The 11,923-nt window shown below is 44.7% G+C and carries 11 protein-coding genes; 5 read left to right on the plus strand and 6 right to left on the minus strand.

Annotated elements, in window-relative coordinates:
• Positions 1 to 60: 60 nt before the first annotated feature.
• Entirely contained in the window at positions 61 to 2,478 is a 2,418-nt protein-coding gene (locus tag RHEIN_RS10735; RefSeq protein WP_008898995.1) for a TonB-dependent receptor domain-containing protein, read from the minus strand.
• Between the two features lie 178 nt (positions 2,479 to 2,656).
• On the opposite strand from RHEIN_RS10735, the gene RHEIN_RS10740 reads away from it, so the two are divergent.
• The 5 genes from RHEIN_RS10740 (at position 2,657) to RHEIN_RS10760 (ending at position 6,238) form a co-directional block, all read left to right on the plus strand.
• Positions 2,657 to 3,304, plus strand: coding sequence for a LysE family translocator (locus RHEIN_RS10740; RefSeq protein ID WP_008898996.1), 648 nt, complete (start codon positions 2,657 to 2,659; stop codon positions 3,302 to 3,304).
• A gap of 35 nt (positions 3,305 to 3,339) precedes the next feature.
• Positions 3,340 to 3,876, plus strand: coding sequence for a YaeQ family protein (locus RHEIN_RS10745; protein WP_008898997.1), 537 nt, complete (start codon positions 3,340 to 3,342; stop codon positions 3,874 to 3,876).
• A gap of 97 nt (positions 3,877 to 3,973) precedes the next feature.
• Positions 3,974 to 4,891, plus strand: a complete 918-nt coding sequence (gene trhO, locus RHEIN_RS10750) for an oxygen-dependent tRNA uridine(34) hydroxylase TrhO (RefSeq protein WP_008898998.1) — start codon at positions 3,974 to 3,976, stop codon at positions 4,889 to 4,891.
• Positions 4,892 to 5,097: 206 nt separating this feature from the next.
• Positions 5,098 to 5,637, plus strand: a complete 540-nt coding sequence (locus RHEIN_RS10755) for a cytochrome b (protein ID WP_008898999.1) — start codon at positions 5,098 to 5,100, stop codon at positions 5,635 to 5,637.
• Positions 5,638 to 5,662: 25 nt separating this feature from the next.
• Positions 5,663 to 6,238, plus strand: coding sequence for a YceI family protein (locus RHEIN_RS10760; protein ID WP_008899000.1), 576 nt, complete (start codon positions 5,663 to 5,665; stop codon positions 6,236 to 6,238).
• A gap of 48 nt (positions 6,239 to 6,286) precedes the next feature.
• On the opposite strand, the gene yfaE is transcribed toward RHEIN_RS10760, so the two are convergent.
• The 5 genes from yfaE to ubiG all read right to left on the minus strand — a co-directional run bounded on the left by yfaE (position 6,287) and on the right by ubiG (position 11,791).
• Positions 6,287 to 6,541 carry a class I ribonucleotide reductase maintenance protein YfaE gene (gene yfaE, locus RHEIN_RS10765; RefSeq protein ID WP_008899001.1) on the minus strand — a complete coding sequence of 85 codons (255 nt, stop codon included), beginning with the start codon at positions 6,539 to 6,541 and terminating at the stop codon, positions 6,287 to 6,289.
• Positions 6,542 to 6,556: 15 nt separating this feature from the next.
• A complete protein-coding gene (nrdB, locus tag RHEIN_RS10770) occupies positions 6,557 to 7,687 on the minus strand; it encodes a class Ia ribonucleoside-diphosphate reductase subunit beta (protein ID WP_008899002.1) in 1,131 nt (376 codons plus the stop codon).
• 63 nt (positions 7,688 to 7,750) lie between these two features.
• Positions 7,751 to 10,036: a class 1a ribonucleoside-diphosphate reductase subunit alpha gene (gene nrdA, locus RHEIN_RS10775; protein ID WP_008899003.1), complete on the minus strand. Its 2,286-nt coding sequence runs from the start codon at positions 10,034 to 10,036 to the stop codon at positions 7,751 to 7,753.
• A gap of 370 nt (positions 10,037 to 10,406) precedes the next feature.
• The gene (locus RHEIN_RS10780; RefSeq protein ID WP_008899004.1) at positions 10,407 to 11,084 is read right to left on the minus strand and encodes an HAD-IA family hydrolase; all 678 of its coding nucleotides are present in this window, start codon (positions 11,082 to 11,084) and stop codon (positions 10,407 to 10,409) included.
• Positions 11,081 to 11,791, minus strand: a complete 711-nt coding sequence (gene ubiG, locus RHEIN_RS10785; protein ID WP_008899005.1) for a bifunctional 2-polyprenyl-6-hydroxyphenol methylase/3-demethylubiquinol 3-O-methyltransferase UbiG — start codon at positions 11,789 to 11,791, stop codon at positions 11,081 to 11,083. Before ubiG ends, RHEIN_RS10780 begins: the two co-directional genes overlap by 4 nt.
• Positions 11,792 to 11,923: the final 132 nt, after the last annotated feature.

Below are 11,923 nucleotides of genomic sequence, written 5' to 3' on the forward strand. Positions count from 1 at the left end.
TTCAGATAACAAGGCCCCGATAATCGGGGCCTTGTGCATTTTGTGTTTTAAACTATGAAATCAGAAGCGGGCTTTTACACCTAAAGTGAAAGAACGACCTGGCAGAGGAGCATCTTCCTTGATAAAGGAACTATGCACAAAACCCAGTTCATCCGTCAGATTGTTCACTTTGGCAAAAGCAGTCAGATCCAGATCATTTAAATTAAAGTAGTAACTAAAGCCCAAGTCGAGAATTTGATAAGAGCCTGTTGCACTTTCACTTGCAGCAACACGGTTTTGTTTCATGTAATGAGTCCAGTCTATATTGGCTGACCAGTCCTCTGCTGAATAGCTGTAACCTGTGCCTACTTTCACTGGTGGGATACGGGGTAAATCACCGCCGTTATCAAGCTTTGCCCGCACTGAGTCAATAAAAAACTCTAACTGTTGTTCTGCGCTCAGTTGATAAGCCATAGCGAACTCTGCACCATATAAAGTGGCGTCCTGCTGCTGGTAATGGAAGATAGAGAATTCGCCATCTTCAGCATGATCGTGTTCTTCGTCATGATCGTCGTGGTCATCATGGTCGTGATCATGGTCTTCATCAGCATGGGAGTGCAGGTCGGCCATGGTTAAACCTGAATCTTTCATATACAGGTAGTTATTTACTTTGTTGTAGAACAGGTTGTAAGTGAAAGTAAAATCACCCTCATACTTGCGTAACGTCAGATCGATGTTGTTCGCCACTTCTTTTTTGAACTTGATGTCAGACTCTGAAATCTCTCCGTCCTGATCCAGGCTGTAGGCTAAACCTAATTCGTAGGTACGGGTTGCGATATGGGCACCGTTCGAATACAGCTCGGCAGCGCTTGGCGCCCGTTCAGAACGGCTGATGGATAATGCCGCATTGTGACCAGGCTGGAAGTTCCAGACTAAGCCAGCTGACAGACTAGACGCAGTAAAAGCATGTTTTACGTCCTCAGCATGGTGTTCGTCAGCCTCTTCTTCTTCATCGTGGTGATGTTCAAATTCAATGCCAGTGGCTTTGTAATCGACGTGCTCAATACGGCCGCCTATCTGAGCAGTGAAATCGCCAAAACTGCGCTCCTCCAACACAAATAAAGCGTGGGAATCAGTTTTTGTATCTGGTGTGAAGGCTTCTTCACCTATAGCCTGATAATCGCTTTGTTGCAGGTGATAACCAAAAACACCATGCCAGCCTGCTATCGTTTCATGTTCAGCAGTAAAGCGGCTCTCAAAACTGTCATTCTTAAAGGTGGTGCCGATAGCGTCTTCTTCTATCTCGTGATGCTGATAGCGGGTCAGGGCGCCGCTAAAGGACAAGGTTTCAATACCATTAAAAGGTTTGTACAGCTCGCCAGCCAGGCCATATCTGTCTTGCTTCACTTTGGCAAACACAGCTTCTTCTGTATGTTCATCGTGGTCGTGGTCATCATCATGCTCGTCGTGATCGTCGTGTTCTTCATGATGATGGTGATGACCAGGAATACCATATTCACTGTCGATATGACCTATGGAAAAGCCAATCAATCCTTTATCTGTAATCCAGCTTAAACCACCATTCACTGCCGAATTATTCATCCAGGAGTTTGCCAGTTGGTCTGAGCTTTCTCCTTCATCATTAATAAAATCCGGCACATCATAGTTATCGGTTTTACGCTTAAAGCCATCCAGGTGCCAGGCGACTTGCTCCTGACCTCCATCATGAGTCATGGCCGCAGTTTTTTCATCAGCACCTGAGCTGTAGCGCGTTTCAATTTGGGTGCTGGCATGACGCAACTGCCGTGGCAGTCTGTTGTCGACCACGTTCACTACACCACCTACAGCGCCACTGCCGTACAACAAAGTAGAAGGGCCGCGCAACACTTCAATTTGCTCGGTGGTGATGGCATCAGCACTGATGGCATGATCCGGGCCAATACGGGATACGTCTGCAGAATCAAGGCCGTTACTTAAAATTCGTACTCGTGGGCCATCCAAACCACGTAAAATCGGACTGGAGGCAACAGGGCCGTAATAGTTGCTGTGTACACCAGGCATCGACTTTAAGGTTTCACCTATAGTCGGTGCTGTTTTACGACTAAGTTCTTCACCTGATAAGACAGAAACAGGATTAGCCATTTCCAAATCGTATTGATGCAAGCCGGAAGCTGAGACCACAATACGTTCCACACCACCAGACTGCAGTTGTACTTTAAGTTCGTTGTTGTTTGACAAGGTAACAAACTGATCGCCATAACCTTTGGCTGAGATATGTAGTTCGGCGTCAACCGGGGCCTGGATGGTAAAGCGGCCGTTTTTGTCGGCATAAACATATTGCTGACGGCCATGCACATGTACACGAGCCTGTTCTATAGCTTTGCCGTCACTATCCAGCACAAGGCCGTTCACTGTGATGTTTTGTGCTACAGCCTGGGCTGAAAATGCAGAAGCAACCAGCATTGCAACAGGAGTGAGTTGAAAAAGAGAAGGGCGCATTGGAAAACCTATTACCGTAGTTAGTGGTTGTGATGTTATAACATTTTTGCGGATTAACGATTCAGACGCAAGTACTTTTGTGATGAAGTAACATTAATTTAAGATTTAGCTTCGACACTCTGAAATCTCATGTTTTAATATCGACATAATAATGTTCGAGTAATCAAAAGGATAAGCTATGGAGTTCTGGCCAGAATTTTTACTGATCGCTTCAGTTCATTTAGTGGCGGTAGCAAGCCCTGGCCCCGATTTCGCCATAGTGTTACGTTATGCTGTGCGCTACGGCCGTACTATTGCGCTCTCTGCCAGTATGGGTATAGGGGCAGCTATCCTTTTGCACGTGTGTTATTCACTGCTTGGTTTAGGCTTATTGATTAAAACGACGCCATGGTTGTTTACGCTGTTTAGTGTCCTGTCTGCTGCCTACCTTGCTTATATAGGCTGGCAGGCGATCCGTAGTGGTGCAGCAACACAACAGGCAGAAGAGCAGGTTGAAGCTATATCCGATGCTCCTTCACTGCTCAAAGCTTTTACTTCAGGTTTTGTCACTAATGGTTTAAACCCCAAAGCCACCTTGTTCTTTTTGTCCTTGTTTGCCGTCATTATTTCGCCAGTTACATCACTTTCTTACAAAGTGATCTATGGTCTCTATATGGCCGTCGCTACAGCGGCCTGGTTTGCATTTTTATCTGTGATCCTAACTCGCGAAAAAGTAAGGGCTTTTTTGCTGCTAAAAGGCTATTGGTTTGACCGGTTAATGGGAGCTGTATTACTGGCACTGGCTATGCATCTGATTTACGGTGCAATTCAATCTCAGCTACACTAAACAGAGGTTGTTGCCGATACCAACGAGGTGTCTGTATGCAAGTGATGAGCAAAGTGATACGGCTGGATCTGAACTATGCGTCAGAGGCCAGTCATTTTTATCAAAAACGAACCTGTTATATAGCTCCTTATAAAACTGAGCTGGCGGAACACTTTGCCCGTCGTATTCTGGCTTATCTGTCGTTTTTTGAATCCTCCCCTGAACTGGCCAAAACAGAAAGCGCAGGCAAAAGCCCGGACTTATTTGTCAGCGACAATGCTCATCATATTAAGTTGTGGTGCAATGTCGACTTACTCAGTGAAAAACATATGCAACGTGCCAGCCATCAGGCCGATCAGGTTATTTTGTTTTTGGATGAGGCTGAGCAGAAAAAGATTAAAAGCCAATACAAACAGCATTTTAAAAACGTACGCTTTCATAGTTTGAGTCATCAACACCAGTTGGAGTTTTGTGCCATGCTCAAAGGCCATATGCATTTGGATCTATGGCGGGAAGACGACAAACTACTGATCACAGATGGTGAACATACCTTCGAACTTGAACTCTTCTCAGCGGCACAATGGCAACATTAAAGCCCTCAACTTGTCATTTCATTTCCAGTCGTTATAATGCACGCCCGTAATTTTGCCCCGGATTTACGGTCCGGCTTTGCAGAAGGTGAATAAGAAAATGTACGTTGTTGCTGCTTTATATAAATTCGTTGCTTTACCTGATTATGTTGCTTTGCGTGACAACCTTTACCAACACTTGGTACTGAACAAAGTCAAAGGCACTTTGTTACTGGCCGAAGAAGGTATTAATGGCACTATTTGTGGTCCACGTGAAGGCATAGACGCAATGCTGCAGTGGTTTGCTGCCGACAGCCGTTTTGAGGGCATGTCTTACAAAGAATCTTTTGCCGATGAACAGGCGTTTTATCGCACTAAGGTGAAACTGAAAAAAGAGATAGTCACCATGGGCGTGGAAGGGATAAACCCAGCTCATATAGTCGGCACTTATGTTAAAGGTGAAGCCTGGAATCAGCTGATTTCAGACCCTGACACCATAGTTATCGATACCCGCAACGATTACGAAGTCGCTATCGGCACTTTTAAAAACGCAGTCAATCCCAACACCACCAGCTTCCGCGAGTTTCCAGACTGGGCTGAGCAAAATCTGGATAAAACTAAGCACAAAAAAGTGGCGATGTTTTGTACCGGTGGTATTCGCTGTGAAAAATCTACAGCTTTTCTAAAAGAGCAGGGCTTTGAAGAGGTGTACCACCTGGATGGCGGCATTCTGAAATATCTGGAAGAAGTACCAGAACCAGAAAGTTTGTGGCAAGGTGAATGTTTTGTATTTGATCAGCGTGTTGCGGTGAAACATGGTCTGGAACAAGGCAGTTACGATCAGTGCTACGCTTGTCGTATGCCGTTGTCGCAGGACGAAATGAAATCGCCCCTTTATGTGCAAGGTTTAAGTTGCCCGCATTGCCATGACAAAATTACTGAAGAGCAGAAAGCATCTTTTGCCGAACGTCAGAAGCAAATAGCTCTGGCGAAAGAGCGGGGTGAACAACACATCCGCGACGGCAAAGTGGAATTCTAAGTCCTTTCATCTTTAAAAAGAGCCTTCACGGCTCTTTTTTCATGTTATGCCCCGAAACATATCTGCCTGGTCTCCATCGTTTGAGTTCAGACGACACTTGCATTTAATTTAATGACTTTTCTATTAAATAGAACGAAATGCGCTTAATTTTGGTATTTTAAACCATCTTCTGGAAAGATATGCTATGTCTATTAAGAGAGGAAGTTATGGCAACAGAAAATAAAGGCTACTGCTGGACCAGTATTGTATTGCACTGGCTGGTGGCTGTGATGGTGATTGGACTTTTCGCCTCAGGCTTTTGGATGGTGGATTTAAGCTACTACAGCAGTTGGTACAAAACTGCGCCTTTCTGGCACAAAAGTGTTGGGGTATTGTTGTTGGCTCTGATGCTGTATCGCTTAGTCTTTCGCCTTGTGAAAGGAACTGCTGCGCCTTTGACGAGCCACAGTAAGGCTATACAGCGCGCCAGTCATCTGACCCATCTGACTTTATATGGCCTGGTCTTTTTGATTATCTGTAGCGGTTATCTGATTTCTACTGCGGATGGCCGCCCTATAGACGTATTTGGTTGGTTTGATTTGCCATCAGCCGGTGAATTGTTTGCCGAACAGGCAGATAGAGCTGGCCTGGTCCATAAGTTTGCAGCTTACGGTTTAATTGCTTTAGTTCTTTTGCATGCAATGGCCGCTTTTAAACACCACTTTTTTGATAAAGACGACACGCTAAAACGAATGCTTAAACCTTAAGACTTTACTACGAAAGGAGATTGGAATGAAAAAATTACTAATTGCCGGGTTGTTGACATCGATGTTGGCAGCACCAGCACTGCAAGCCGCAGACTACGAAATTGATACCCAGGGTGCGCACGCATTTATTCAATTTAAAATAAGCCACTTAGGTTACAGCTGGTTATATGGTCGTTTTAATACCTTTGAAGGTACATTCAGCTATGACGCGGCAAAGTTAACAGATTCTAAAATTCAGTTAGAAATTGATACAAAAAGTATTGATTCTAACCATGCTGAGCGCGACAAACATTTACGCAGCCCTGATTTCCTGAACGTGGACAAACATGGCAAAGCCACTTTTGTCAGCACTAAAATAGTACCAAAAGAAGGTGCTGATTTTGATGTTGTAGGTAATTTCACGTTAAATGGTGTGACCAAAGAAATTGTGATCAAAGCCACCAAGCTGGGTGAAGGTTCTGATCCATGGGGTGGCTACCGTGCAGGTTTTGCCGGCACTACCAGCATCGAATTAGAAGACTTTGCCATTAAAAATATCCTTGGCCCGGCATCTGCTACTGTGCATCTGGATCTGACAGTGGAAGGCATTAAAAAGTCTTAATGCTGAATTGAGATGCTAAAAAAATTGCCCTGATGTATTTTTTGATACTCAGGGCAATTCTATTTCTATATCTGTGATGGGAATACTGCAGCAAGGCAAAATTTCGCCTTTACGGACAAAAGCCAGCGGCTCATTAATGTAGCTGACTGAACCTGACAGTAATTTACAACGACAAGCGCCACAATAACCTTCACGGCATTGGTAATTCACTTGTTGTTTTTGTGCTTCAAGCGCATCAAGCAGGGTGCGTTGCTCTGGCCCAAACTCCAGGCTGAGCACGTCCTTCACCACCACTTTTACCATGTCAGTGGTCGCAGATCAGAGATCAAAATCACCGAAGTCAGCGCCATCCATTTCGTTGTCGATTTGACCCACTAAATAGGAGCTGATTTCTGATTCCTGTGGTGCCACCTGTACATTGTCAGACACTAACCAAGCGTTGATCCATGGAATAGGGTTCTGTGTGGTGCTGAAAATTGGCTTTAAGCCCACAGCCTGCATTCTGTTGTTGGTAATGTACTCAACGTACTGGCATAAAATATCTTTGTTTAAGCCAATCATTGAACCATCTTTAAACAAGAACTCAGCCCAGTCTTTTTCCTGCTCAGCGGCTTTACGGAATATAGCGTACGCTTCTTCTTCACATTCTTTGGCAATAATAGCCATTTCAGGGTCGTCTTCACCTGCAGCCATAATATTCAGCATATGCTGAGTACCGGTTAGATGCAGTGCTTCATCGCGGGCAATCAGCTTGATAATCTTGGCATTGCCTTCCATCAATTCACGTTCGGCAAAGGCAAAGCTACAAGCGAAGCTAACGTAGAAACGAATAGCCTCCAGCACGTTCACCGATAAAATACAGATATATAGCTTACGTTTCAGGTCATGCAGGCTGATGGTATGAGTTTCACCGTTGACTTCATGAGTGCCAACACCACATAAGTGATACAGGCTAACAGCATTGATTAAATCATCGTAGTAACGAGTGACGTCATCCGCGCGTTCAACAATACGTTCATTCAGTAATATATCGTCAAACACCTTGTGAGGTTCGTTGGTGATATTACGTACTATATGGGTGTAACTGCGGCTGTGAATAGTTTCACTGAATGCCCAGGTTTCAATCCAGGTTTCCAGCTCAGGCAAGGACACTATAGGTAACAAGGCGACATTTGGTGAACGGCCTTGCACTGAGTCCAGCAGAGTTTGGTATTTTAAATTGCTGAGAAATATATGCTTTTCATGTTCAGGTAACTGTTGAAAGTCGATTCTGTCTTTACTGACATCCACCTCTTCAGGGCGCCAGAAAAAGCTCAGCTGCTTTTCAATCAGTTTTTCAAAAATGCCATATTTCTGTTGATCATAACGGGATACGTTCACCGGATTGCCAAAAAACATTGGCTCTTTCATTTGATCGTTATTCGTACGGCTAAAGGTGGTGTAACTCATCAGCAATATCCAGTTTATTATTTGTTATGCATACAAAAAGAGGGCTGCAATGCAGCCCCAGACTTAAATTTTACAGGCGCCACCGGCACAACCATCGTCTTCCGGCGTCGCTTTGATGTCTTCCTGGATATCGGAAGCGCCATCACGGGTGTTGTGGTAGTACATGGTTTTCACACCCAGCTTATAAGCCGTCAGCAAATCTTTTAATAAAATTTTCATTGGCACTTTGCCGCCTTCGAACTTGCCCGGATCGTAGTTGGTATTGGCAGAAATAGTTTGATCAACAAACTTCTGCATAATAGCCACCAGACTGATGTATCCGTCGTTATTTGGCATATCCCATAACAATTCGTATTGGTTTTTCAGGCGATCATATTCAGGCACAACCTGCTTTAAAATACCGTCTTTACTTGCCTTTATACTGATATGGCCACGAGGTGGTTCAATACCATTAGTCGCATTTGAAATTTGCGAAGAAGTTTCTGATGGCATCAGTGCAGATAAAGTCGAGTTACGTAAACCGTGTTGCACTACATCTTTACGCAGCTGATCCCAGTCGTAATGTAAAGGTTCAGCACACACCTTATCCAAATCCTTTTTATAGGTGTCAATAGGCATAATGCCTTCTGAATACGTGGTCTCGTTAAATTTAGGGCAAGGGCCAAATTCCTGCGCCAATTTGTTAGATGCTTTCATCAGGTAATACTGAATAGCTTCAAAAGTACGGTGTGTTAAACCATTGGCTGAACCATCAGAGTATTTCACGCCATTTTTCGCCAGGTAATAGGCGTAGTTAATAACGCCTATACCTAAAGTGCGGCGATTCATACTGGCGTGGTAAGCGGCGAGGATAGGGTAGTCCTGATAGTCCAGTAAGCTATCTAAGGCCCTTACTGCCAGTTCTGCCAATTCTTCCAGTTCATCTAAATGCTCAATAGCGCCTAAGTTAAAGGCGGACAGAGTACAAAGGGCAATTTCACCATTTGGATCGTTGATGTCATTCAGTGGCTTGGTTGGCAACGCAATTTCTAAACAGAGGTTGCTTTGGCGTACAGAAGCAAACTTTGGATTAAACGGGCTGTGCGTGTTGCAATGGTCCACGTTCTGTAAGTAGATACGACCTGTGCTGGCGCGTTCCTGCATAAAGAGGGTAAATAGTTCGACTGCTTTGATACGCTTTTTACGGATAGAAGCATCCGCTTCGTATTGAACATAGAGGGCTTCAAACTTTTCCTGATCTTCAAAAAATGCATCATATAAACCCGGTACGTCAGAAGGACTGAACAGGGTGATCATTTCATCTTTAATCAGACGTGTGTACATCAGGCGGTTAAACTGCACACCGTAATCTAAGTGACGTACGCGGTTCTCTTCCACACCACGGTTGTTTTTCAGAACCAGCAAAGATTCCACTTCTAAATGCCACAAAGGGTAAAACAGCGTGGCTGCACCACCACGAACACCGCCCTGAGAGCAACTTTTTACAGCCGTCTGGAAATGTTTGTAGAAGGGGATACAACCAGTATGGAAGGCTTCACCGTTACGGATTGGGCTGCCTAAAGCACGAATACGGCCGGCGTTAATACCAATACCAGCACGTTGACTGACGTATTTAACAATAGCGCTGCTGGTGGCATTGATAGAATCTAAGCTGTCACCACATTCAATCAGCACACAAGAGCTGAACTGGCGGGTTGGGGTACGCACACCAGACATAATAGGTGTAGGTAATGAAATCTTGAACATAGACACTGCATCGTAAAAACGGCGCACGTAACTTAAACGGGTGTCTTTTGGATAATTAGCAAACAAACAAGCCGCGACCAGCATATAAAGGAACTGGGCGCTTTCGTAAATCTGGCCTGTGACCCGATTTTGCACCAGGTATTTACCTTCCAGCTGTTTTACCGCAGCATAGCTGAAATCCAAATCGCGGCTGTGTACAATAAAACTATCCAGCTGTTCTAATTCTTCTTTACTGTAGTCTGCCAGAATATGGGCGTCATAACGCTTTTCTTCCACCATTTTGACCACATGGTCATACAACTTTGGCGGTTCAAACTGACCATAGGCTTTTTTACGTAAATGGAATACGGCCAAACGCGCAGCCATATATTGATAATCCGGCGTCTCTTTGGAGATTAAATCGGCAGCGGCTTTGATGATGGTTTCGTGAATGTCGGCGGTTTTGATACCGTCGTAAAACTGAATATGAGAACGTAACTCAACCTGAGACACTGATACGTTTTGTAAGCGCTCAGCAGCCCAATCAATCACACGGTGAATTTTGTCTAAGTCTAATGGTTCGCGCAGACCATCTCTTTTGGTTACGTATAATGTTTGAGTCATATTTTTCCGCCGAAAATTCCATCTCAATTGTTATTATTGTGTGCACAGAATTTCTCCTGCGCAGCGAATTCACCCGCTTTTGGCTTCATTAGGTCAAACTCAGTCGAGCGACACAACATCTAGGGGTGAAAGGAGAACGGATCACAAGATAGAGTGGATCAATAGCAATTGCAACCCCTGCTGCCGGGCGAAAAAAGCAGCATGTTAGTGTCCGCTAACGTGCGAAATCGGCTTTTAAAAACCTCTGCAGGGAAGCAATAGTTTTTCAGTAAAAAATCTATTTTGTCTGTTCGGTTAAATTTTAAGTGATTCACAAAATCACCTGCAAAGAGGTGATTTTTAATTGACCAAAAATATGAAAAAACTGAACTCAGTCGAGGTGTCGGATCAGGTCTGTGAAAAGAGAAATATGTAAATCTGCGCCCCAAAGTTCAGTTTTATCATCTGGTCCAACATAACCAAAATCGCACATCACGGTTTGCATGCCAGCACGACGTCCAGCTTCTATGTCGCGCTCTGCATCTCCTATATACCAACACTGGTTTGCAGGGACCTGCATATAGTGAGCAGTCATCCATAACGGGGTTGGATCAGGTTTACGTTGTGCCAGACTGTCACCCCCCAGTAATAAGCGGCTTTGTAATAAGGCAGGTAACTGACGTTGTACTTTGGCGGCGAGCTTATAAGGTTTATTCGTCACTATAGCCCAGGGAATGTTTCGTACCTGCAAAGCAGCAAATAACTCTTCAGCGCCCGGAAACAAGCAACTGTGCACACCGCTGTGCTCGTGATAATAATCCAGCAGACTCTGGCGAGCTTTGCCAAAATCAATTTCTTTTATAGCTTCACCAAAACCCAGCTGCAGCAAACCTTTGGCACCATGAGAGGCCATAGGCCGGTACTCGTCATAGCTTTTTTCAGCTATACCATGCTCTCGCAAAACAAAATTCAGTGCTGCGCCTAAATCCTGCGCGGTATCAACCAGGGTGCCATCTAAATCAAATAAGACGGCAGCCGGTTTTTTAAGTTGAATGAGTTGTTGGGTCATAGTGGTTTTTTCGCTACCACAAAATAATTCACATCCAGCCCAGGGCCTGTGCGGAACGACTGATTAATAGGGTTGTAATGCAAACCTGTTGCATCCACCACTTGTAAACCCGCATCGTCAATAAAACGCATTAAATCAGAAGGGCGGATAAACTTCTCAAACTCATGAGTGCCTTTGGGGACCAGCTTCAGTACCTGTTCAGCACCGACAATAGCCATCAGGTAGGCTTTCCAGGTTTTATTCAACGTAGAAAACACCAGCGTTGCACCGGGTTTGGCTAAGTCAGCACAAGCCTTCACCACGGATCCTGGCTCTGGCACATGCTCCAGCATCTCCATGCACGTCACCAAATCAAAGGCGCCTTGATTGGCTGCGGCAAAGTCTTCCGCAGTGCTTTGTTGGTACTGAACTGAAACTGCAGATTCCAGCGCATGCAATTTAGCCACTGTTAAAGCTTCATCTGCCATATCAATACCTGTGACATCTGCACCAGCTTTAGCCATAGATTCGGCCAGAATGCCACCACCACAGCCAACGTCTACAGTTTTTTTACCAAATAAGCCTTGCACCTGATCGCTGATAAAGGCCAGACGGCAAGGGTTCAGTTGGTGTAACGGCTTAAATTCACCGGACGGATCCCACCAGCGAGAGGCGATTTCATTAAACTTGGCAATTTCGGCCGGATCAACATTGGAAGAGGGGTTCATAAGCGTATCCATTTAAAATTTTGCCTATTATAAAGCCTTGATCTGTTTGAGCAATGCTGTACAAAGCACAACAGAACTGGCAAGGTATTTTTTCTGTGGTAGAATCCGCCTTTGTCCCGCGACCCATTACAG

This window comes from Rheinheimera sp. A13L (assembly GCF_000217935.1).
Lineage (GTDB): Bacteria > Pseudomonadota > Gammaproteobacteria > Enterobacterales > Alteromonadaceae > Pararheinheimera.

Coding starts and splice junctions, on each gene's coding strand:
- RHEIN_RS10745 (WP_008898997.1), top strand. CDS start 3,340: ATGCAAGTGATGAGCAAAGTGATACGGCTGGATCTGAACTATGCGTCA.
- trhO (WP_008898998.1), top strand. CDS start 3,974: ATGTACGTTGTTGCTGCTTTATATAAATTCGTTGCTTTACCTGATTAT.
- RHEIN_RS10760 (WP_008899000.1), top strand. CDS start 5,663: ATGAAAAAATTACTAATTGCCGGGTTGTTGACATCGATGTTGGCAGCA.
- ubiG (WP_008899005.1), bottom strand. CDS start 11,791: ATGAACCCCTCTTCCAATGTTGATCCGGCCGAAATTGCCAAGTTTAAT.
- nrdA (WP_008899003.1), bottom strand. CDS start 10,036: ATGACTCAAACATTATACGTAACCAAAAGAGATGGTCTGCGCGAACCA.
- nrdB (WP_008899002.1), bottom strand. CDS start 7,687: ATGAGTTACACCACCTTTAGCCGTACGAATAACGATCAAATGAAAGAG.
- RHEIN_RS10780 (WP_008899004.1), bottom strand. CDS start 11,084: ATGACCCAACAACTCATTCAACTTAAAAAACCGGCTGCCGTCTTATTT.
- yfaE (WP_008899001.1), bottom strand. CDS start 6,541: ATGGTAAAAGTGGTGGTGAAGGACGTGCTCAGCCTGGAGTTTGGGCCA.
- RHEIN_RS10740 (WP_008898996.1), top strand. CDS start 2,657: ATGGAGTTCTGGCCAGAATTTTTACTGATCGCTTCAGTTCATTTAGTG.
- RHEIN_RS10755 (WP_008898999.1), top strand. CDS start 5,098: ATGGCAACAGAAAATAAAGGCTACTGCTGGACCAGTATTGTATTGCAC.
- RHEIN_RS10735 (WP_008898995.1), bottom strand. CDS start 2,478: ATGCGCCCTTCTCTTTTTCAACTCACTCCTGTTGCAATGCTGGTTGCT.